Origin of the sequence: Rhodococcus sp. 05-2255-1e (genome assembly GCF_002259025.1) — a bacterium.
Taxonomy (GTDB): Bacteria; Actinomycetota; Actinomycetes; order Mycobacteriales; family Mycobacteriaceae; genus Rhodococcoides; species Rhodococcoides fascians.
On record NZ_NOZE01000009.1, the window covers coordinates 793484 to 814999 of the forward strand.

Consider the following 21516-nt stretch of genomic DNA (forward strand, 5'->3'; position numbering starts at 1 on the left):
TGCAGGTGAGGGCCGGTATGCGCAACTTTGTTCATTCGTTCACAAGCAGTTACCGTGGTGTGAACAGCATTCGTGAAATAGACACGAACGCAGGATCAGCGTGAAGACCGGCATCGACGCCGTTCGGACGAGGAGCCCCAGACGTGACCGAAGAGCGCCCGTCGCCCAGCGGCGTAGAGCGGGTCATCCCTCAGGCTACGGTCACTCGTCTGGCGACATACCTGCGGGTCCTCTCGATCCTTGCAGACGAAGGTGTTCTCATCGTCTCGAGTGAAGAGCTTGCCACCGCAGCAGGCGTTGGATCTGCGAAATTGCGCAAAGATCTCTCGTTCCTCGGACCCAACGGTGTGCGCGGAGTCGGTTACGACGTCGCGCGCCTGCGCGCCAAGATCGACAGTGCTCTCGGGCTCGACCGTGGCCACCGCGTCGTACTGGCCGGTGTGGGCAACCTCGGTCAGGCTCTCGCCGGATACGGCGGCTTCGCACGTCGCGGATTCACCATGGTCGGCCTGTTCGACAACGACCCCGCGCGAGTCGGCACCGAGGTCGAAGGACTCACGGTTCGGCATATCGACGAGCTCGAAGACGCCTGCCGCGAACTCGAGGCGACCATCGGTGTCATCGCCACTCCCGACGAGGCCGTCCACCAGGTGGCGGGCCGGTTCGTTTCGGGCGGAGTCGAGTGCATCCTGAGCTTCTCGCCGATGGTGCTCGACGTCCCCGACCACGTCGAGGTACGCCGAGTGGACCTGGCCGTCGAGATGCAGGTTCTGTCCTTCAACAGCTCCCGCAACGTGTCCGGGCCGACGATCGTGACGGCCCCGGTGCCGACGCCCGTGTCGGCGTCACCACTGCCTTCCACCTCGCGTCTGGGCCGCAGTCACGGCCCGCGCATCGCCGGTAATCCAAGCCCAGTCAACAGTTCGACAAGAAACGGATCGGTGATTGCACCGTGAGTGTCCTTCTCGTCGGGATATCGCACCGTAGCGCTCCCGTCGCAGTCCTCGAGCGTGTCGCCATCACGGACACCGATCGCCCGAAACTGACCGACAAACTGATGGCCAGCGGAAACATCTCCGAGGTCATGGTGGTCTCCACGTGCAACCGCGTCGAGATCTACGCGGTCGTCGACGCGTTCCACGGCGCATTGACCGCCGTCGGCGAAGTTCTCGGTGAGCACTCCGGCCTCGAAATCGCCGACCTGACCAAGCACGCCTACGTTCGGTACAGCGAGGCAGCCGTCGAGCACCTGTTCGCCGTGGCCAGTGGCCTGGACTCGATGGTCATCGGAGAGCAGCAGATCCTCGGCCAGATTCGATCGGCCTACGCCGCCTCGGACGGTCAGCAGGCATCGGGCCGCGTCATGCACGAACTCGCGCAGCAGGCTCTGCGAGTCGGCAAGCGCGTGCACAGCGAAACCGGCATCGACGCCGCCGGAGCCTCGGTGGTGTCCGTCGCTCTCGACCGCGCCGCAGACGTGTTCGGCGGCTCGCTCCGCGGCCGCACCGCGGTGGTCCTCGGCGCAGGAGCGATGGGCGGACTCGCCGTCGCACACCTGGGCCGCGCCGGAATCGACTCGCTGACCGTCGTCAACCGCACCCGCGAACGAGCCGACCACCTGGCCGAGAACGCCGTCTCGAACGGAATCACCGCCTCCTCGGTCGCGCTCGAGAACCTGGCCGACGCAGTGGCCGCCGCCGACATCCTCGTCACCTGTACCGGTGCGGTGGGGGCCGTCGTCTCCATCGCCGACGCCCACCTCGCACTCGCCCGCCGCGACGCAGACCGGCCGCTCGTGATCTGCGACCTGGGACTACCGCGCGACGTCGACCCGGCCGTCTCCGGTCTGCCGGGCATCACCGTCTTCGACATGGAATCCCTGCAGCGCGACCCCGCTGCCGGAGCTGCCGCGAACGACGCGTCGGCCGCACGCGAGATCGTTTCCAACGAACTCTCGGGTTACCTTGCGGGACAACGACTTGCCGAGGTCACCCCCACCGTCACGGCGCTGCGCCAGCGCGCCGCCGAGGTGGTCGAGGGGGAACTGCTGCGGCTCGAGTCGCGGCTGCCCGGGCTCGACTCCCCGCAGCGTGACGAAGTGGCCCGCACCGTGCGCCGCGTCGTCGACAAGTTGCTGCATTCACCGACGGTGCGCGTCAAGCAGCTCGCCAGCACTCCCGGCGGAGATTCCTATGCTGCGGCGTTGCGCGAATTGTTCGAGCTCAGCCCCGGTTCGGTCGATGCCGTGGCGACTCCCATGGAAATCGGTTCCCTGGAGTTGGTCGACGACTTCACGGCAAGCCGTACCGATCTTCGCCCCGGAACTACCGCCGAGGGGGATCAGGAATGACCGGCGTCGTCAAGATCGGTACTCGCGGAAGCCTTCTCGCGACCACTCAGGCCGATACGGTTCGGGTGGCTCTCGCTGCGGCGGGAGTCGAAGCCGAACTGGTGATCGTCAAGACCGCAGGCGACCTGTCGGCAGCACCGGTGCAGACCATCGGCGTCGGGGTGTTCACCGCGGCGTTGCGTGAGGCCCTGGCCGACGGCACCGTCGACATCGCCGTGCACTCGTACAAGGATCTGCCGACCGCCGCCGACGAGCGCTTCACCATCGCTGCCATTCCGGCGCGTGAAGATCCCCGCGATGCACTGGTGGCCCGCGACGGGCTCGTGCTCGGTGAGCTGCCCGCCGACGCGAAGGTGGGTACCTCCGCACCCCGCCGAATTGCTCAATTGCGTGCTCTCGGACAGGGATTGGACGTTCGACCCCTGCGCGGCAACCTCGACACCCGCATCGGCAAGGTGGCCTCGGGTGAGCTCGACGCCGTCATCGTCGCGCGGGCAGGACTGGCCCGTATCGGCAGGTTGGACGTCGTCACCGAAGCGCTGGATCCGGTGCAGTTGCTGCCGGCTCCCGCACAGGGTGCACTGGCCGTCGAATGTCGCAGTGGCGACACCGATCTCGCCACCTCCATCGCCACACTGGACGATGCACATTCGCGGGCCGCAGTGGCCGCCGAACGCGGACTGCTCGCCGAACTCGAAGCCGGCTGCACCGCGCCGGTGGGTGCCATCGCCGAGGTCGTCGAGTCCATCGACGAGGACGGCCGCATCTTCGACGAGTTGTCGCTGCGCGGCTGCGTCGCGGCCATCGACGGCAGCGACACCATTCGCGCGTCGATCGTCGGGTCACCCGACCGGGCCGAGGAACTGGGCCGCGAACTGGCCCGCGAACTACTCGATCTCGGTGCACGCGAACTCGTTTCGGTCACCGAACCAGCACAGGGCGGATCTCATGTCTAGGGCAATAACGGCACCCGTTCGCGGACGCGCCAAACGCGCGGCGACCCGTCCCGTAGTGCGAAGAGAGTCGATCGCCACTGCCCGGCTGATTCCCAAACGGGGCACCGCAACCCCGATAGAACTGCAGTACCCATACAAGACAGCACTGGAGAACAACCGATGAGCCCAGTCCGCAAGAACACCAACGGACGGATCCTGTTCGTGGGATCCGGGCCCGGTGACCCGGCTCTGCTCACGGTCCGGGCACGGGAAGTGCTCGGAGCGGCCGAGCTCGCTTTCACCGATCCCGACGTCGACAAGGGTGTCACCGCTCTCGTCGGTGCCGACGTCCCTCGCGATGCCGAGACGGGTGAGAACGGGGTCGAGGTGCGCCCGGCACTGGGCGAGCCCGCCGAGGTCGCCAAAACCCTTCTCGCCGAAGCCAAGAACGGCCACGATGTGGTGCGTCTGGTCTCGGGAGATCCGCTGACCACCGACTCGGTGATCGCCGAGGTCAGTGCCGTGGCCCGCACTCACGTGCCGTTCGAGGTGCTGCCCGGTCTGCCTTCGGGCTCCGCGGTACCCAGTTACGCAGGCATGGCACTCGGCTCCGGCCACACCGAAGCGGACGTTCGCGGCGAGGTCGACTGGGCTGCACTCGCGGCTGCTCCCGGCCCGCTGGTGTTGCACGCCACGGCGGGGCACCTGGCCGAAACCGCCAGTGCCCTCGTCGAACACGGCCTGGCACCGCAGACACCTGCAGCCATCACCGTGCGCGGCACCACCCGTCAGCAGCGCACCGTCGAGGCAACACTGGCCACCCTCAACGACGCGGGATCCGAGCTCGTCGGATCTCTGGTGGTCACCGTCGGCAAGGTCGTCTCCGGACGAAACAAGATGTCCTGGTGGGAGTCTCGCGCACTGTACGGCTGGACCGTGCTGGTGCCGCGCACCAAGGATCAGGCCGGCGAGATGAGCGATCGCCTCGTCACCCACGGGGCCATCCCCATCGAAGTTCCGACCATCGCCGTCGAGCCCCCGCGCAGCCCGGCTCAGATGGAACGGTCCGTCAAGGGCTTGGTCGACGGCCGCTACCAGTGGGTCGTGTTCACCTCGACCAACGCCGTTCGCGCGGTGTGGGAGAAGTTCGAGGAATTCGGCCTGGACGCGCGTGCGTTCTCCGGCGTCAAGATCGCCTGTGTCGGTGAGGCAACCGCGGCCAAGGTGCGCTCGTTCGGCATCAATCCCGAACTCGTTCCGTCGGGGGAGCAGAGCTCGCTCGGACTGCTCGAGGACTTCCCGCCGTACGACGAGGTCTTCGACCCGGTCAATCGAGTTCTGTTGCCGCGCGCCGACATTGCTACCGAGACGCTCGCCGAAGGGCTGCGCGAACGCGGCTGGGAGATCGACGACGTCACGGCCTACCGCACCGTCCGGGCAGCGCCGCCCCCCGCCGAGACCCGCGAGATGATCAAGACCGGTGGATTCGACGCGGTGTGCTTCACCTCGAGCTCCACCGTGCGGAACCTGGTCGGCATCGCAGGTAAGCCGCACGCTCGTACGCTCGTCGCGTGCATCGGCCCGAAGACCGCCGAGACGGCCGTCGAGTTCGGTCTGCGCGTGGACGTGCAGCCGGAGTCGGCTCAGGTCGGACCGCTGGTCGAGGCACTGGCAGAACACGCGGCTCGGCTGCGGGCCGAGGGTGCACTGCCGCCACCGCGCAAGAAGTCACGCAGGCGGTAAGAAGTCACGCAGGCGGTAAGAAGTCACGCAGGCGGTAAGAAGTCACGCAGGCGCTGAATGCGCCTCGTGCGCGTTGTGCGTAGCTCCGGCCACACACAACGCGCACGACGAACTAAGTGAGGCAGGTTCGCTTGTTCCCCACCGACCGTCCCCGACGCCTTCGCCGCACTCCGGCACTGCGCCGCCTCGTGGCCGAAACGTCGCTGCAGCCACGGCATCTGGTGTTGCCGATGTTCGTCGCCGACGGCATCTCCGAGCCACGCGCGATCAGCTCGATGCCCGGAGTGTTCCAGCACACGCTGGACTCGCTGAGCAGGGCCGCCGAGGAAGCAGTCGCAGCCGGTGTCGGCGGCGTGATGTTGTTCGGTGTCCCCAAGGTCGAGGACAAGGACGAGATCGGTTCGGGGGCAACGGATCCGGACGGAATCCTCAACCGGGGCCTGGCCCGTCTGAAAGCCGATCTCGGTGACTCGACGGTCATCATGGCCGACACCTGCCTCGACGAGTTCACCTCGCACGGCCACTGCGGTGTGCTGAGCGAGAGCGGCTCGATCGACAACGACGCGACGTTGCTGCGGTACGTCGACATGGCCGTCGCGCAGGCGGAATCCGGAGCGCACCTGCTCGGGCCGAGCGGCATGATGGACGGCCAGGTCGGTGCCATTCGGGCTGGACTCGATGCGGCCGGTCACGTCGAGGTGGGGCAGCTGGCGTATTCGGCGAAGTACGCGTCTGCGTTCTACGGACCGTTTCGTGAAGCGGTCGGCTCGTCGCTGCAGGGTGACCGTCGGACGTATCAGCAGGACGCGGCCAACCGCCGTGAGGCGACCCACGAGGTCGAGCTCGATCTTGCCGAGGGTGCCGACATGGTGATGGTCAAGCCGGCGATGTCGTATCTGGACATTCTCCGCGACGTGGCCGAGATGTCACCGGTTCCGGTTGCGGCGTACCAGATTTCGGGGGAGTATGCCATGATCACCGCCGCTGCCCAGAACGGGTGGATCGACCGGGATGCCGCGGTCCTCGAATCGCTCGTCGGCATCAGGCGCGCCGGTGCAGATGTCGTACTGACCTACTGGGCAACCGAAGTGGCGGGCTGGCTGTGAACGATTTTCCTCCGAGCAACAACGCGGACGGTAGCAATCCTGACAGCAACGTGCCGAACAATCCTCCGTTGCAACCGGACTGGCAGCGCTGGGAGCTCGAACACGGCTTCCCTCAGTCCGGTCCCGAGCTCGAGCCGTCCGCTCGCCCGGCACCGGTGGATGTGGAGACTGCCCGGCACCTGTGGTGGGGAGTTGCACTGATTGGTGCGATCTCGGCGCTGTACTCGGTGTGGACGCTGTTCGGCGCACGCGCGGAATTCGCGCAGTCTTTGCTCGACGACCTCGCAGCACAGGGTGCGGCGGCGGACATGACCGTCGAATCCACGCAGTCCATGGTGACGGTGATGCTCGTCGTGACGCTGTTCGTCGTCGCGGGATTCGGTGCGTTGTTCCTGTTCTGGGTGAAGCGGATGCGCGCCGGCAAGATGTGGGCGCGCATGCTGCTGACCATCATCGGCTCGATCACCGTGTTCACCACGATTCTCGACCTGTTCGCGATCGCATCGAGTACCGGTGCGATGAACATCGTCATGAGCGTGCTGAGCATCGGCCAGGGTGTGCTCGCTGCGGGTGCGATCTACCTGATGCACCGCAAGGAATCCAACGAGTACTTCCTGTCCTCGCGGAAGCGCTGATTTCGAGCGTGTTCCGCGCGCCGAGCCTGTCGGTGTGACTACCATCACTTTCGATAAACGTATCGAGTGATCGGATCGAACATGGCAGAGAACATTCCGGTGCCGCCCAGTCGTGCCCTCCCGGAGTCGATCGCGGCGGCCGAGAGCAACGCGTGTCCCGCCGAGAACGGCAGGCCCGGGTGGGCATTGCTCGGTCTGCTGCTCGCCGTGTCGGCGGCCATCGCCATCATGGCGCTGGGAATCTCTGCCGGCTGAACTCCGTGCCACCGCGCGGTGGCAGTATGTCGAGCGTGAGTGCTGACATTGACGAATCGATGGTTCGTCCCCGGGTGGTCTCCACCGCGTACTGGTTGTGGTTGGCGTCGGCAGTGATGCTGATCGTCGTCTGCATGATCGCGCTCACGTTGCCCGTCGATCAGATCCGCGCGTCGTTCACCGACGGCGGTGCGAGCGACGAACAGATCGACTCTTTTCTGACCGTGTTCCGAGGGCTCGGTGTCATCTTCGGCGTGGTCGGCCTGGCAGTGGGGCTGATGTCGGGCCCCGTCCGAGGTGGCGACCGACGGTTCCGACGGGCGTTGGTGGCGCTGTCCGGGGCCACCGCGCTGCTCTTGACCTTCGCCGCGCTCGTCTTCCCGTTCGTGTTGCTGATCATCACGATCGCACTGGTCGTTGCATCGGTGCTGGTGTATCGCCCGTCGGCGCGAGAGTGGTTCGTTCGTGAGCAATGATCTCGGCGGCACCGACCCCGTTCTGTTCCACGAGCCCGGTGGCCGTTGGCGCGCCCTGCTGTGGGGCCCCGCGTTCTGTCTGGTGGTGCTCGCAGTCGAGCTGGCGTCGGGACCGGTGATTCACTGGTTCGCCCTGGCGCTGTTCTCGCTCATTCTCGTCGGACTGACCTACGTACAGCTCCGCGCGGCCCGGATGCATGTCAGCGTCGAGCTGACCACTCGGCAGCTGCGCCAGGGGACCGAGACCGTCGACGTCGCCGAGATCACGGAGATCTTCCCGCCTGCCGAGTACGAGGACGGCGAATACGAGCCGAAGAAGTGGGAAACCGCACGCGTTCTCGGTGAGCTCTCGGGGGTGCCGCGCAAACGGCACGGCATCGGGTTGCGACTGGTCGGCGGCGGTCTGGTGCAAGCGTGGGCGAAGGATGACGACGGTCTGCGCGCCGCACTCGAGACGGCGAAGCAGGAGTACGTGTGAGGAAGTTCGTCGGCTGGGTGGAACTGGTCCTCGCAGTGGTCGCGGTGATCTGCGCGGTGGTGTGCTGGAAGGCAGGCGTGCGCACCACCGAATTCGCCGCCGTTCCCGACGTGTCTCCGGCGTACACGGGCACCTACTACTCGGGGTCGTGGATTGCGGTCGCCGCCCTGGCGGTGATCGTCGGGGGACTGGTTGCCATCGATGGCGTCCGTCGACTGCTGACAGACGAACCTTCCCATACCGGGTAGGGGTATGATCGACGGCATGAGCAGCTACAGCGCCGAACAGGACGACCTGCTGAAAAGACTGCGTCGCATCGAGGGGCAGGTGGCCGGCATTTCACGCATGGTTGCCGACGACCGGTACTGCATCGACGTTCTCACGCAGGTATCCGCGGTGACGAAGGCGTTGCAGTCCGTCTCGCTGAAGCTGCTCGACGCCCACCTCGCCGGGTGCGTCGTCGACGCCGCCCGGCAGGGCGGGCCCGAAGCAGACGCCAAAGTCAAAGAGGCGTCCGAGGCCATTGCGCGTCTCGTACGTTCCTGACCAGACATGGGAGGCAACAAAATGCAGACGACCTACTCCGTCGAGGGTATGACGTGCGCGCATTGCGCAGCGTCGGTGAAGGAAGAAGTGTCCGAGGTTCCGGGCGTCACGGGCGTCGATGTGGACGTCGACACCGGAGCCGTCGTAATCAGCAGTGACGCGGAACTCGACGCTGCTGCCGTCGACGCCGCGATCGAAGAAGCCGGCTACCGAATCGCGTCCTGACTGCGTCGGCCATCTCCTCGGTGTGTTTATGATCGTGTGATACCGGTCATATCGGGCTGGTGGCCGATCGTCGTCAGGAGTGTGGATGAACAAGCTGGTGTCCAGTTCCGGAGTACTCGCCGCCAGCGTCTTCCTGACGCTGGCATGCTCGACGGGAGCGACGGCACAGGCCGATCCACTGCCCGACCTGACGGTCACCACAGTGCTCGACGGGCTCGCGAAACCGTGGGATGCCGTGGTTGCTCCCGACGGGACGGTGCTGACCGGCGAGCGAGCGGGGCAATTCGTCATTCGTGACGTCGGCGGTGCCACCCGCGAGCTCGAAGCGGATCTCGGCGATCTCTACGCGTCGGGCGAGACAGGCCTGATGGGCATCGCACTGGCGACGGACTTCGCGACATCCAGAACCATCTACACCTGCCAGGGCGTGCAGGGTCAGGGAACAGGTGCCGGCAGTGCGGGCACCGGTAGTGCGGGCGGGGGCACCGACAACCACATCGCCGTGGTGTCGTGGACCGTCGACTCTGCATGGACCGAGTTGACGCGCACCGGCACACTCGTCGACGACATCCCCGTCGCCGACGGTGGTCGCCACGGCGGCTGCCGCATCTTGGCCCACCCCGACGGCACCCTGTACATCGGCACCGGCGACACCGCGTCGCCGTCGGTGCCGCAGGATCGAAACTCGTTGGGCGGCAAGGTGTTGCACATCAACGCCGATGGCTCGGCGGCGGCCGATGCACCCGGACGTGTCTTCACGCTCGGTCATCGGAACGTACAGGGGCTCGCGATACGGCCCGGCACTCAAGACATCTACGAGGTGGAGCAGGGAACCACCAGGGACGACGAACTCAACCTACTGGTCCCCGGCGGCAACTACGGCTACCGGCCGGATCGGCTGCCGTTCGTCTACGACGAGTCGGTGCCGATGACCGATCCCACCCGGGTGCCCGGGGCCCGCGCGGCGGTGTGGAGTTCGGGTAGCCCCACGATCGCGACGCCCGGCCTGACGTTCGCGAACGGCGCGGGATGGGGTTCCTGGAACGGTTCCGCAGTGGTGTCGAGTCAGCAGGGCGAGAAGCTCGTGTTCCTCAAGCTGTCCGAGGACGGCACGGACTACGTCGACGAAGCCGACGCCCTGGTGGGTACCTACGGTCGGCTGCGCTCGCTCACCAGCTTCGGAAGCGACGGAGCCTTCCTGCTCACCACGGACAACGGATCCGACGACAAGGTTCTTCTCGTCACCCCTGCTGCCGACTGATGTGCGGCCCCGAGGTCGTCGAGTCTGTTCACCGCAGGATCGGACGTAGGGCGCTGTTCGGGTCGTTGGGGGCAGCTGCTCTGACGGTCGCGGCCGGCGGTGCTGCACGCGCCGCACCGGCGGTCGCAGCGGTGATCCCCGCAGGTCGACTGATCGATCTGACGCACACGTTGAGTCCGACGTTTCCGGTGTGGCCGGGTAACGAACCGTTCTCGATGCACCCGGTCGCCGCCTACGAGTTGGGCGGCTTCCTCGTCAACAAGCTCTCGTACTACGAGCACACGGGCACGCACATCGATGCCCCCGCGCATCGAGTGCGCGGAGGTGCGACGGCCGACATCCTGCCGCTGGAAGACCTGATCGCCCCGCTGGTCGTGCTGGACATCTCCGCGCGGGCCGCGTCGGATCCGGAATCGGTCGTGACGACCGAGGACATCGCCCGGTGGGAGCGCGAGCACGGACGGATACCCGATCGCGCACTGGTGGTCATGCACAGTCGATGGCAGGACCGGCTCGCCGAACGTGCCGCACCCGGGTTCGGCGGTGACGCGGCACGGATGCTGGTGCGCGAGCGCAACGTCGTCGGAATCGGGGTAGACACGCTCAGTCTCGATCGGATGAGCGACCGCGACTATCCAGCGCACACAGCGGTACTCGGCGCGGGCCGATACGGAGTGGAGGCACTGGCGAATCTGGATGCCGTGCCCCCGGCAGGGGCCACGGTCGTCGTCGGCGCACCGAAGCACGCGGGCGCGACCGGTGGTCCCTGCCGGGTCTTCGCGATCTCTCCCGGCTGAACCCCGACTACGCGTCAGTGCGCGTGGCTGGGGTTTCCGGCCGGTTCTTCCTCGGTACCCGCTCCGGGCTCGCCGAGCATCGCGGCACCGACGAGAGCCTCGGGCACGCCGAAGCCGTCGACCAGCAACTCCGCATGCGGACGCAGGGTGCGGCACCGCTCGTTGATCGCGCGAGTCACTGCCTTGGAGCGCTCGGTGGACAGGTAGCGATGCTCGATGAACCAGGCCTTGTCGTCCTCGATCACCGACAGGGCGTAGAGATCGCAGACCTCCTCGAGCAGGTCTTTGGTGGTCTCGTCCTCACACGACTCGATACCGGCGATGAAGGCCTCGAAGATGATGCGGTCGATGTGGGCGCTCGCAGCGTGCAGAACGTGGTCCTGTACCGCGTTGAACGCGTCGAACGAACTGCTCTCCTTCGACTTCGACTGCAGACGGCGCGCGACCGTGGACAGCAGGTACTCCTCACGATCCTCGAACATCTTGACCTGGGTGCCGCGGTTGAACAGCGACCCCTCCTCTTCGTTGTCCTGACGCCGATCGAGAATGGTCTGCATGATCGCCTGCGCCGCAGTGCGTTTGACGACGCGATCGCCGACCATGTCGGCTGCGAACTTGACCCACTCGACCGGGCTCATCGACTTCACGTCGTCGGCGTACGCGGTGAGCAGTTCCTTGGCCACCAACTGCGTGAGCACGTGGTTGTCGCCCTCGAAGGTGGTGAACACATCGGTGTCGGCCTTGAGTGAGATCAGCCGGTTCTCGGCCAGGTAGCCAGCGCCGCCACATGCCTCGCGTGCTTCCTGGATCGCGGCAGTGGCGTGCCAGGTGTTGGCGGCTTTGAGGCCGGCGGCACGCGACTCGAGCTCGCGCTGCTCCTCGGCATCCGGGTTGTCCGCAGTCTGCAGCTCGTGCATCTTCGACACCAGCTCGTTCTGCGCGAACTGCAGTGCGTACGACTTGGCGATGAGCGGGAAGAGTCGACGCTGATGCACCAGGTAGTCCATGATCAGCACTTCCTGATCGGAACCGGGGGCAGCGAACTGCCTGCGCTGCAACGCATATCGCGTCGCGATGTCGAGGGCGACACGAGCTGCGGCCGCAGCGCTGCCACCGACTGTGACGCGCCCGCGGATCAACGTGCCGAGCATCGTGAAGAACCGCCTGGACGGATTCTCGATGGGGGAGGTGTACGTGCCGTCGGCAGAGACGTCGGCGTACTTGTTGAGCAGGTTGTCCCGCGGAATGCGGACATGGTCGAACATCAGTCGGCCGTTGTCCACGCCGGGGAGTCCGCCCTTGTACTGACAATCCGAGGTCGTCACGCCGGGGAGATCGTCGCCGTTCTCGTCCCGCAGCGGTACGAAGAAGCAGTGCACGCCGTGGCCCTCGGGCTCCTCGCCCGGCCCTGCGGTGATCAGCTGCGCGAAGACGGCAGCGACGGTCGCGGTCTCGGCGGCACCACCGATGTAGTCCTTGCGGGAGGACGGAGTGGGTGAGTTGATCACGAACTCGTCGGTCTTCGGGTCGTACGTCGCCGTCGTCTCGAGAGACTGCACGTCACTGCCGTGTCCGGTCTCCGTCATGGCGAAGCAACCCAGCAACTCGAGGTTGATGATCTTCGGTACGTACGCCTCGTGGTGCCGCTCGGTACCCAGGTTCTCGATGGCACCGCCGAACAGTCCCCACTGGACCCCGGCCTTGACCATCAACGACAGGTCGCTCATCGCGAGCATTTCGATCATCGTCACCGCGGCACCGACGTCTCCGGTACCGCCGTGTTCTTTCTTGAATCCGTTGTCGGCAGCCCCGGCCGCGGCGAGAAGCTTGAGCTGCTCGAGCGCCTTGGTGCGGGCGATGACGGTATTCGGTGTGTAATGCGGGCGGAACTCGTCGCGCGCGAGTTGCTTGCGCGCCTCGTTCTTCACATCACGCCAGCGGCCGTCCAGAGTGTTCCGAAGGTGATCCGTTGTGGTTGCCATACTCGACGGTAACCTTTTGCCGCGGCCCGTGAGGCCCGGAACTTCAGACCGGCCAGACGAATTCTCGGAACACGGCCCGGAAGGTCCGCCAGAAGCCGGATCTGCCGTAGGGACCGTCGTGGAACAGCGACGCGCAGTTGTCCTCCATGGCCCTGGTCACCAGGGGACTGAAGTCGGTGAACTCGCAGACCAGGAACTCTTTGAAGCCCGTCGGCCACGCCTGCTGAGCCGGTTCGTGTTGTGCCTCCACGGGCACGAGTGTAATCCAGCGGTAACACCGGTGTTACAAATCCCACTCACTTCAACAGAGCGAAAGCTTCCTGCGCAACCAGGAACGCGTAGCTGGACGGGATCAGGTCGATGGCACCGTCCGCCCGGAACTGCTCGGTGACGATCCAGTCCTGGCCCGAGGCGTCGGTTGTCAAAAACGCCGCGGCGAGGTCGCCGGGAGCGTTTCCGCCTTTGAAGCCGGAGTACGGCCATCGAGCGGGATCGAGCTGCACACCCGGGGTGATGGCCAGGATCCGACGGTTCTCCTCCGCCGACGGGCCGGTCGCCAGGTACCCCACGGCCGCACACACGTCCTGCGCGTTGGCGAACCACTCCACGCCGTCGGCCGATGCCGGGTTGTCGAGAAAATTCTCGAAGTCGATGTCCAGCGGCCGGGAATCGGCTTGCTTCAGGAGCTGCTCGCGAGCGTCGGCGTCCGCGTCCGCCCATTCAGAACGAAGGTTCGGATTCCCGAATCCGATGACGAAGAACTGTCGGGTGTCCATCATCGGCGTCATCGCCGCGGGATCGTGATGACCCATCGTGGCGAGCTGAGCCTCGACGCGGTCCCGACCGAGGCGTTCCATCAGCAGGTCCGTGGCAGTGTTGTCGGACAGCGAGATCATCTTCTCCGCGGCCTCGCGCACCGACACCGTCGTGCCGTCGCGGCGATTCTGCAGCTCACCCGATGGCGCACTCTTGTTCTCGTCGCGGATGGTGAGCTGGTCGTCCCATCGCACGCTGCCCGCCTCGATCTCGTCGGTCAGCGCCCCGAGAACGTACAGCTTGAACACCGATCCCAGCGGGAGCATCGCGTCGGCATTGACCGAGTACACCGACTCGCACTCACCGCCGTTCAGACGAGACGCGCTGTAGGAGTAATTCGGAGCCACCTTCGACAGGGCAGCATCGAGCTCGTCGAAGGACGAGATCGTCGGAGTTTCCGGACTGGCCAGAATGCCGTCGAGCGTGCCGTCGGCACCGAGGGAAGTGGTGATCGTGGCCGGAATGCCGGCGGTGGTGAAGCGAAGAACGGCGCTGTCCGGGCCGGCCTCGAAACCCGTCGCCACGTTCGGCGCCCCGGCGCGCAACTGCTCGAGAGGGGTGACGAGCCCGCCCATCGGCTCGAGTGCTGCCGCCAGCTCCGCGCCGGTTACGGCGTCCACCGCCGCCGGATCCGGGGCGGCGTCGGCGTTGATCCACTGCAGAATTCGGTCGTTGATCGCGCCCAGCGGCGTCGAGGTGTCGATCGCGAACGCCGGTGCCGTGGTGGTCGTGGGCGTCGGCGTTTCGGACGGTCCCCCGCAGGCGGACAGCGTCAGAGTTACGGCCACGACCACCCCTGCCAGTCTCGTCACGGTGCGCGTCGTCATGTCGCAATGCTAAAGGATTCGGACATTTCGCCACCCGCCCAGTCTCGGTACGGCCGGTCGGGTGCTGTGGCAGTGTGCTCTGGCGTGCTGACTTCAGACGACGTCCGTCGAATAGATACCGAGCATCTCTGGCATCCCTACAGCGGGTTTCCGTCGACGACGACACCGTTGGTCGTCGACAGCGCGTCCGGGGTTCGACTGACGTTGGCCGACGGCCGCCAACTCGTCGACGGCATGAGTTCGTGGTGGGCGGCGGTGCACGGCTACCGGCATCCGGTGCTGGACGCGGCAGCGCGAGACCAGCTCGACCGCATGAGTCACGTGATGTTCGGAGGCCTCACTCATGCGCCGGCGGCGCGATTGGCGGAGCTGCTGGTCTCGATCACGCCGGCCGGGCTGGACAAGGTGTTCCTCGCAGATTCCGGGTCCGTGTCCGTCGAAGTCGCGGTGAAGATTGCATTGCAGTACTGGCGTGGGCGGGGTGAGAGCGGGCGTACGAAGTTGCTGACGTGGCGGGGCGGCTATCACGGGGACACGTTCGCGCCGATGAGTGTCTGCGATCCGGACGGCGGGATGCACAGGTTGTGGACCGGTGTGCTGGCGCAGCAGGTGTTCGCGCCCGCGCCACCTGCCGCGTCCGATGCGGCGGGTATCGCCGCCTACGTCGCCGAGTTCGAGCAGCAGCTCGCGGCGCATGCGAACGACGTGGCCGCGATCATCGTCGAGCCGATCGTGCAGGGTGCCGGTGGAATGCGCTTCCACGACGCACGTCTGCTGGTCGCACTACGCCGACTCGCGGACGAGTACGGCGTGCTGTTGATCTTCGACGAGATCGCCACCGGGTTCGGCCGCACCGGTGAGCTGTTCGCCGCCGATCACGCGGGCATCGCACCCGACATCATGTGTGTCGGCAAGGCGTTGACCGGTGGCTACATGACGCTGGCGGCGACGCTGTGCACCACCGAGGTGGCCGAGACGGTGTCGAGCGGTGAGGCGGGCGGTCTGATGCACGGGCCCACGTTCATGGGCAATCCGCTGGCCTGCGCGATCGCGGTGGCGTCGGTGGAGCTGCTGCTCTCGCGCGACTGGCGCGCCGAGGTCGCCGCCGTCGCAGACGTACTGACCGAACGGCTCGAGCCGGCCCGGTCGCTCCCGGGCGTGGCCGACGTGCGCGTGCTCGGCGGAATCGGGGTGATCGAACTGACCGGCGCGGTCGACATGGCACGTGCGACGGCCGTCGCCGTGGACGCAGGTGTGTGGCTGCGGCCGTTCGGCAGGTTGGTCTATGCGATGCCGCCGTATGTCTGTACCGAGGCCGATGTGGCAGCCATCGCCGACGCCATGGTGGCGGTGGCGCGCGACCATACTTGAACACCCATACTTGAACACTGTTCAAGTATGGTCGTGGACATGAGTGCACTCGATTGGCTCGACGCCGCCGCATACGACCGTCGCGCGGCCGGGCTCGAGCGCGTCGTCCACGCTCGCAGTCCCGAGGATTCGACACTCGACTTGGCGTCGAACGACTACCTCGGCCTGTCTCGTCATCCGCACGTCGTCGACGCGGCCTGCGCGGCCACGCGTCGGTGGGGTGCCGGGTCCACCGGATCTCGACTGGTCACCGGCACGACCACCGCCCACGAACAGCTCGAGCAGCACCTTGCCGACTTCGTCGGTGCCGAGACCGGACTGGTCTTCTCGTCCGGCTACACCGCCAATCTCGGAGTCGTCACCGCGCTCGCCGACCGCGACTCCGTCGTGATCTCGGACGCTGCGTCGCACGCGTCGTTGATCGATGCCTGCCGTCTGTCTCGGGCGCGGGTGGCCGTGGCGCGGCATCGCGACGTCGAGCACGTCGAGCAGTTGCTCCGCGAACGAACGGAATCTCGCGCGCTCGTGGTGACCGACTCGATCTTCAGCGCCGACGGCGACCTCGCGCCGCTGCACGAGCTGTACGCGGCCTGCCGGAGATGGAACGCGGTTCTGGTCGTCGACGAAGCCCACGGGCTGGGCGTCCGAGGTGACGGTGGGCGCGGTGCCGTGCACGACGCCGGTGTGGCGGGACTGCCGGACCTGGTGATCACCGCGACGCTGTCCAAGGCGCTCGGATCGCAGGGCGGGGTGGTGCTCGGGCCGGCGGCGGTACGGCACCAGGTACTGCACAGTGCGCGCAGTTTCGTCTTCGATACCGCGCTCGCCCCGGCCGCGGTCGGCGCGGCATCGGCAGCGCTGGCGGTGCTGCGCAGCGAACCCGATCGGGTCGCTGCGATCGGTCGGCGGGCAGGGCAATTGGCGGTGGCCGCCGGTGTATCGCCGACGGCGTCGGCGGTGGTTCCGGTAGTACTCGGCGACGCCGTGCGTGCCGTCCGCGCGGCCGGGGAGTGTCTGAACCTGGGCGTGCGCGTCGGGTGCTTTCGGCCGCCGTCGGTTCCCGCGAACGCATCTCGGCTGCGATTGACCGCCCGTGCCGACCTCAGCGACACCGATATCGACCGTGCCACGTCCGTTCTCTCGACGGTGTTGCGTGCGGCGGTGTCGGGATGACGGTTCTTCTCGTCACCGGAACGTCGACCGGCGTCGGCAAGACCGTGGTGACCGCGGCGCTCGCGGCCGCAACCCGGGCACATGGACGGACGGTGGCGGTGTGCAAACCGGCGCAGACCGGAGTCGGTGACGACGGCCTGGACGAGTCGGATATGGATGTGGTGGAACGTCTTTCGGGAGTCCGCGGAATCGAGCTGGCGCGGTACCCCGAGCCACTCGCGCCCGACGTCGCAGCACGCCGTTCGGGTCGGTCGATGCTCGAACTCGACCACGTCGTCGACGCGGTGCGAGGGCTCGACGAGGCCCACGATCTCGTCGTGGTCGAGGGTGCGGGCGGGGTAGCGGTGCGCCTGGGTGCCGGCGGGTTTACTGCACTCGATGTCGCCGGTGCCGTCGGCGCATCGGTCCTGATCGTGGCAGGGGCAGAGCTGGGGACGCTCAACCACAGCGCGCTGACCGTCGCCGCGGTGCGCGCAGCGGGTGTGACATGTGCGGGCCTGGTGATCGGATCGTGGCCGGCCGAACCCGATCTGGCGGCGCGGGTCAACGTGGAGGAGTTGCCGCTCGTGACGGGCGTCGAGCTGCTGGCATGTGTGCCGAACGGGGCCGCCGCGCTGGACGCACAGGACTTCGGTGCGCTCGCCTGGACGATGTTCGGCGAGTTTGCCGGCTCATTACTCGGGTAACCGGCTCGGAACGTCTGCCACTTCGGCAGTCGGAACAGATCGGGAGTTCCATCATGAGCACCGCAGTGTGGATCATCGTTGCAGTAGTAGTCGTAGTGTTGGTCGTTGCCGTCGCCCTGGTTGTGGCACGCAAGGGCAAAGAGCGAAAGAGGCTGGAAGCGAACCACCTTCGCGAGAAGGCGGCCGATCAAGCGACCGTCGTCGAGGAGCGTGAACTGCAGGCCCGCGAGAGCGAGGCCAAGGCACGCCGCGCCCAGGCGGAGGCGGACGTCAAAGCTGCCGAGGCAGAGAAACTTGCTCAGCAGGCCCAGTCTCACCAGGGAGTCGCGGCGGCATCACGCGACGAAGTGAACTCACAGTTCGAGCGCGCGAACCACATCGATCCGGATGTGAAGGGCGACCGCAAGGTGACCGGTGACCACAACGTCGGCCGCGACGCGGGCGCGGATCGGGACTTCGGTGCGCAGCACAACGCGACTGTCGATCGGAACGCGAGTGCCGATCGGAATGCGACTGTCGATCGGAACGCGAGTGCCGACCGGTCCGAGGCAGGACAGCATGACGTGACCGGTAATCCGGACCTGCCCCCGACGGCGGCCCGGCACGAGCGCAACTAGCTCGTCGAGGTATTGGGCAGTTCGAGTTCGACCACGTCGTTCTCGCCCAGGTTCGGACGCTCGTGGGTGACTTTCGCCTTGGCGTAGGCCAGCAGGGTCGACACCTTCGAGCCCGGGGTGGACCAGTACTCGGCACCTTCGGCGGCCACGTGGATCAGAGCGACCTCACGCGAGTCGGGGTTCTTCTCGAACCACGCGGCCGCCCGAGAATTCCACAGCTCCTCCGCCTTGGCCTTGTTCTCGACGACCGCAGCAGTACCGGACAGCGACACCCAGCCCTGACCGGATTGGAACGAGACGTTGACCGCCGGGTCGGCGGCGATGTCGCGTACCTTTCTGGAGTCCTGCGCTGCGAAAAACCACAGGTCCCCGTCGAACTCCGCTTCCTGCAGTGCCATCGGACGCGAGATGAGGTGGCCGTCCCGGCCCACGGTGGTGAACATGCACAGTCCGGCTTCGGACATCAGTTCGGCGACCTTGGTGACGCCCTCGGTGTTTGTCATCGAAAGTAAATACCCGGGGCGGGGGTCTTCAATCGCCGAAACCAGGCCGACTCCCCGTTTCGGTGATTATTACGCCCTGTAGTTGGTGATTTCGCAGAACCTGGGACACTGGAAGTCGTGACTGTTCCTGACGGCAACGACGCCCCCGTATCGGCCCAACTCTTCGCCCGCGCGAGCACAGTGATTCCAGGTGGCGTCAACTCTCCGGTGCGTGCGTTCGCATCGGTCGGCGGCACTCCACGCTTCATCACGCAGGCCAGCGGATACACGATGACCGACGCGGACGGGAAGTCCTACGTCGACCTCATCTCGTCCTGGGGTCCGATGATCCACGGACACGCGCATCCGGCCATCGTCGAGGCAGTCCAGAAGGCGGCCGCAACCGGACTGTCGTTCGGCGCACCCACCGAGCGCGAAATCGAACTCGCCGAGGAAATCGTGCGCCGCGTCGGCCCCGTCGACCAGGTTCGCCTTGTGAATTCGGGCACAGAGGCCACGATGAGCGCGGTGCGTCTGGCGCGCGGCTTCACCGGCCGCACCAAGATCCTCAAATTCTCCGGCTGCTACCACGGCCACGTCGACGCCCTGCTGGCCGACGCCGGTTCGGGTCTGGCCACCTTCGGACTCCCGACGTCGCCTGGAGTCACCGGCGCGCAGGCGTCGGACACCATCGTCGTTCCCTACAACGACCTCGACGCCGTCACCGCCGCGTTCGACGCCAATCCCGGCGAGATCGCGTGCATCATCACCGAAGCGGCCGCGGGCAACATGGGCGCGATCCCGCCGGTCACCGGCTTCAACGAGGGACTACGCCGACTCGCGACCGAGCGCGGCGCATTGCTGATCATGGACGAGGTGATGACCGGATTCCGTGTCAGCGCCGCAGGCTGGTACGGCATCGACGGTGTCGCCGGCGACCTCTACACCTTCGGCAAGGTCATGTCCGGCGGGCTGCCGGCCGCAGCATTCGGTGGCCGCGCGGACGTCATGGCCTACCTCGCACCGGCCGGGCCGGTGTACCAGGCGGGCACCCTCAGCGGTAACCCCGTCGCCGTCGCTGCCGGTCTGACGAGCCTGCAACTGGCCGACGCCGCCGTCTACGAGAAGCTGCAGACCAACTCGCAGCGACTCGGAACACTGCTCGGCGACGCTCTCACCGCCGAAGGCGTCGACCACCACGTGCAGTTCGCGGGCACTATGGTGAGTGTGTTCTTCGCCGATGGACCCGTCACCGACTACGCGCAGGCCAAGGCTGCCCAGACGTGGCGCTACCCGGCGTTCTTTCACGCGTTCCTCTCTCGCGGGGTGTACCCGCCGCCGAGCGCATTCGAGGCATGGTTCGTCTCGGCTGCTCTCGACGACCGAGCTTTCGAGATCATCGCCGACGCGGCCCCGGCTGCCGCGAAGGCTGCGGCAGCCGCTGTAGCACCACTGTGACGTCCACTCAGAAGTGATCACCACCCGACTAGCGAGAAACAGGACCCCGACGTGACCGAGGCCCCCGCAACACACCCGCACTCGACGACGCGCACCATCGTGCACGTCCTCCGGCACGGCGAGGTGCACAACCCCAAGGGCATCCTCTACGGGCGGTTGCCCGGCTTCAAGCTGTCGGTCACCGGCCAGTCCCAGGCCAAGGCCGTCGCAGATGCGCTCGCCGGTCACGACATCACGCACGTCGTCGCGTCGCCGCTGCAACGCGCCCAGGAGACTGCTGCCCCGATCGCGGCAGCCCACGGCCTGACGGTGTCCGAGGACGAGAACCTCATCGAGGCGGGTAACGAGTTCGAGGGGCTGCGCGTTGCTGTCGGCGACGGAGCCTTGCGTAGGCCTCGGCACTGGTGGAAGCTGCGCGACCCGTTCACCCCGTCCTGGGGCGAGCCGTATCTGCAGATCGCACACCGCATGCTCGCCGCCGTCAACGCGGCCAGAGTCGCAGCCGTCGGGCACGAGGCCGTCTGCGTGAGCCACCAACTCCCGGTCTGGACGCTGCGCCGGTTCCTCCAGGGCGACCGGCTCTGGCACGACCCGCGCAATCGCCAGTGCGGACTCGCGTCGCTGACGTCACTGGTCTACGAGGGCGATCAGCTCGTCGATCTCGTCTACTCCGAGCCAGCAGGAGCATCCGACCCGAGGATCACCGGTGCGTAGGTTACTGCTCGCGGTTTCCGCTGTGGCCCTCGTCGCCGGGTGTTCGACCGGCACCGACGCGGTTGCTCAGGGCGGTACCTTCCAGTTCGTCTCGCCCGGCGGAAAGACCGAAATCTTCTACGATCCGCCGTCCGACCGCGGCGCACTCGGCGAACTCTCCGGGCCCGATCTGATGACCGAGGGCAAGACGACCTCGCTGTCGGACTACGAGGGTGACGTCGTCGTCCTCAACGTCTGGGGTCAGTGGTGCGGACCGTGCCGCGGAGAAGCGGACGACCTCGAGAAGGTCTACGAGGCCACCAAGGCCTCCGGCGTCGAATTCCTCGGCATCAACGTGCGCGACGAATCACAGACCGCAGCACAGGATTTCGTCGTCAGCAACAACGTCACGTACTCCTCGATCTACGACCCGCCGATGCGCACCCTGACCGCGCTCGGTGGTGTTCCGACCTCCGTCATTCCGACGACCATCGTGCTCGATCGACAGCACCGCGTGGCCGCAGTGTTCCTGCGTGAACTGCTCGTCGAGGACCTGCAGCCCGTCGTCGAGCGCGTAGCAGCCGAGGAGCCTGTGCAGCCGTGA

General features: G+C 66.6%; 25 protein-coding genes. 21 read left to right on the forward strand and 4 right to left on the reverse strand.

Annotated features, from left to right (window positions below; translation table 11 throughout):
* The first annotated feature begins 143 nt into the window (after positions 1 to 143).
* The 14 genes from CH262_RS07200 (at position 144) to CH262_RS07265 (ending at position 10807) form a co-directional block, all read left to right on the forward strand.
* Complete coding sequence (locus tag CH262_RS07200) at positions 144 to 956, forward strand: redox-sensing transcriptional repressor Rex (protein ID WP_027498350.1); 813 nt, start codon at positions 144 to 146, stop codon at positions 954 to 956.
* Positions 953 to 2350: a glutamyl-tRNA reductase gene (locus CH262_RS07205; RefSeq protein WP_094717286.1), complete on the forward strand. Its 1398-nt coding sequence runs from the start codon at positions 953 to 955 to the stop codon at positions 2348 to 2350. Before CH262_RS07200 ends, CH262_RS07205 begins: the two co-directional genes overlap by 4 nt.
* Positions 2347 to 3306 (forward strand): hydroxymethylbilane synthase, encoded by a 960-nt coding sequence (gene hemC, locus CH262_RS07210; RefSeq protein ID WP_094717287.1) that lies wholly within the window; start codon positions 2347 to 2349, stop codon positions 3304 to 3306. The genes CH262_RS07205 and hemC overlap by 4 nt, the downstream gene beginning before the upstream one ends.
* 159 nt (positions 3307 to 3465) lie before the next feature.
* On the forward strand, positions 3466 to 5028 hold the full coding sequence (locus tag CH262_RS07215) for a uroporphyrinogen-III synthase (RefSeq protein WP_027498347.1): 1563 nt from the start codon (positions 3466 to 3468) through the stop codon (positions 5026 to 5028).
* 131 nt (positions 5029 to 5159) lie between these two features.
* Positions 5160 to 6134 carry a porphobilinogen synthase gene (gene hemB, locus CH262_RS07220; protein ID WP_094717387.1) on the forward strand — a complete coding sequence of 325 codons (975 nt, stop codon included), beginning with the start codon at positions 5160 to 5162 and terminating at the stop codon, positions 6132 to 6134.
* The gene (locus CH262_RS07225) at positions 6131 to 6769 is read left to right on the forward strand and encodes a hypothetical protein (protein ID WP_053068625.1); all 639 of its coding nucleotides are present in this window, start codon (positions 6131 to 6133) and stop codon (positions 6767 to 6769) included. Before hemB ends, CH262_RS07225 begins: the two co-directional genes overlap by 4 nt.
* An 81-nt stretch (positions 6770 to 6850) precedes the next feature.
* Positions 6851 to 7024, forward strand: a complete 174-nt coding sequence (locus CH262_RS27505; RefSeq protein WP_155288423.1) for a hypothetical protein — start codon at positions 6851 to 6853, stop codon at positions 7022 to 7024.
* Between the two features lie 35 nt (positions 7025 to 7059).
* The gene (locus CH262_RS07235) at positions 7060 to 7500 is read left to right on the forward strand and encodes a hypothetical protein (protein ID WP_027498344.1); all 441 of its coding nucleotides are present in this window, start codon (positions 7060 to 7062) and stop codon (positions 7498 to 7500) included.
* Entirely contained in the window at positions 7490 to 7978 is a 489-nt protein-coding gene (locus CH262_RS07240; RefSeq protein WP_027498343.1) for a hypothetical protein, read from the forward strand. Before CH262_RS07235 ends, CH262_RS07240 begins: the two co-directional genes overlap by 11 nt.
* Complete coding sequence (locus tag CH262_RS07245; protein ID WP_094717288.1) at positions 7975 to 8226, forward strand: hypothetical protein; 252 nt, start codon at positions 7975 to 7977, stop codon at positions 8224 to 8226. Before CH262_RS07240 ends, CH262_RS07245 begins: the two co-directional genes overlap by 4 nt.
* Positions 8227 to 8242: 16 nt before the next feature.
* Positions 8243 to 8524, forward strand: coding sequence for a metal-sensitive transcriptional regulator (locus tag CH262_RS07250; protein ID WP_027498342.1), 282 nt, complete (start codon positions 8243 to 8245; stop codon positions 8522 to 8524).
* A 21-nt stretch (positions 8525 to 8545) separates the two neighbouring features.
* A complete protein-coding gene (locus CH262_RS07255) occupies positions 8546 to 8749 on the forward strand; it encodes a heavy-metal-associated domain-containing protein (protein ID WP_027498341.1) in 204 nt (67 codons plus the stop codon).
* Positions 8750 to 8834: 85 nt separating this feature from the next.
* A complete protein-coding gene (locus CH262_RS07260) occupies positions 8835 to 10010 on the forward strand; it encodes a PQQ-dependent sugar dehydrogenase (protein WP_094717289.1) in 1176 nt (391 codons plus the stop codon).
* Positions 10010 to 10807, forward strand: coding sequence for a cyclase family protein (locus CH262_RS07265; RefSeq protein ID WP_032365220.1), 798 nt, complete (start codon positions 10010 to 10012; stop codon positions 10805 to 10807). The genes CH262_RS07260 and CH262_RS07265 overlap by 1 nt, the downstream gene beginning before the upstream one ends.
* 14 nt (positions 10808 to 10821) lie before the next feature.
* Here CH262_RS07265 and CH262_RS07270 read toward each other — a convergent pair whose 3' ends face one another.
* From CH262_RS07270 to CH262_RS07280, 3 genes are read right to left on the reverse strand one after another with little or no spacing between them, the layout of a single operon-like run.
* A complete protein-coding gene (locus CH262_RS07270) occupies positions 10822 to 12789 on the reverse strand; it encodes an acyl-CoA dehydrogenase family protein (protein ID WP_032365221.1) in 1968 nt (655 codons plus the stop codon).
* A 43-nt stretch (positions 12790 to 12832) separates the two neighbouring features.
* The gene (locus CH262_RS07275; RefSeq protein WP_027498338.1) at positions 12833 to 13039 is read right to left on the reverse strand and encodes a hypothetical protein; all 207 of its coding nucleotides are present in this window, start codon (positions 13037 to 13039) and stop codon (positions 12833 to 12835) included.
* Between the two features lie 46 nt (positions 13040 to 13085).
* Entirely contained in the window at positions 13086 to 14432 is a 1347-nt protein-coding gene (locus CH262_RS07280) for a serine hydrolase (protein WP_052056988.1), read from the reverse strand.
* An 84-nt stretch (positions 14433 to 14516) separates the two neighbouring features.
* On the opposite strand from CH262_RS07280, the gene CH262_RS07285 reads away from it, so the two are divergent.
* From CH262_RS07285 to CH262_RS07300, 4 genes are read left to right on the forward strand one after another with little or no spacing between them, the layout of a single operon-like run.
* Positions 14517 to 15803 carry an adenosylmethionine--8-amino-7-oxononanoate transaminase gene (locus tag CH262_RS07285; RefSeq protein ID WP_373453765.1) on the forward strand — a complete coding sequence of 429 codons (1287 nt, stop codon included), beginning with the start codon at positions 14517 to 14519 and terminating at the stop codon, positions 15801 to 15803.
* Positions 15804 to 15842: 39 nt separating this feature from the next.
* Positions 15843 to 16976, forward strand: coding sequence for an 8-amino-7-oxononanoate synthase (locus CH262_RS07290; RefSeq protein ID WP_094717389.1), 1134 nt, complete (start codon positions 15843 to 15845; stop codon positions 16974 to 16976).
* Positions 16973 to 17662, forward strand: a complete 690-nt coding sequence (gene bioD / locus CH262_RS07295) for a dethiobiotin synthase (RefSeq protein ID WP_032365222.1) — start codon at positions 16973 to 16975, stop codon at positions 17660 to 17662. Before CH262_RS07290 ends, bioD begins: the two co-directional genes overlap by 4 nt.
* Before the next feature lie 53 nt (positions 17663 to 17715).
* The gene (locus CH262_RS07300; RefSeq protein ID WP_052073657.1) at positions 17716 to 18279 is read left to right on the forward strand and encodes a hypothetical protein; all 564 of its coding nucleotides are present in this window, start codon (positions 17716 to 17718) and stop codon (positions 18277 to 18279) included.
* Here CH262_RS07300 and CH262_RS07305 read toward each other — a convergent pair.
* Complete coding sequence (locus CH262_RS07305) at positions 18276 to 18782, reverse strand: pyridoxamine 5'-phosphate oxidase family protein (protein WP_094717290.1); 507 nt, start codon at positions 18780 to 18782, stop codon at positions 18276 to 18278. The two genes, CH262_RS07300 and CH262_RS07305, sit on opposite strands and share 4 nt — an antisense overlap.
* Before the next feature lie 117 nt (positions 18783 to 18899).
* Between CH262_RS07305 and hemL the strand changes: the two genes are divergently transcribed.
* From hemL to CH262_RS07320, 3 genes are read left to right on the forward strand one after another with little or no spacing between them, the layout of a single operon-like run.
* Positions 18900 to 20219, forward strand: coding sequence for a glutamate-1-semialdehyde 2,1-aminomutase (gene hemL, locus CH262_RS07310; protein WP_094665515.1), 1320 nt, complete (start codon positions 18900 to 18902; stop codon positions 20217 to 20219).
* 51 nt (positions 20220 to 20270) lie between these two features.
* On the forward strand, positions 20271 to 20933 hold the full coding sequence (locus CH262_RS07315) for a histidine phosphatase family protein (protein WP_027498332.1): 663 nt from the start codon (positions 20271 to 20273) through the stop codon (positions 20931 to 20933).
* On the forward strand, positions 20926 to 21516 hold the full coding sequence (locus tag CH262_RS07320; protein WP_045840652.1) for a TlpA disulfide reductase family protein: 591 nt from the start codon (positions 20926 to 20928) through the stop codon (positions 21514 to 21516). Before CH262_RS07315 ends, CH262_RS07320 begins: the two co-directional genes overlap by 8 nt.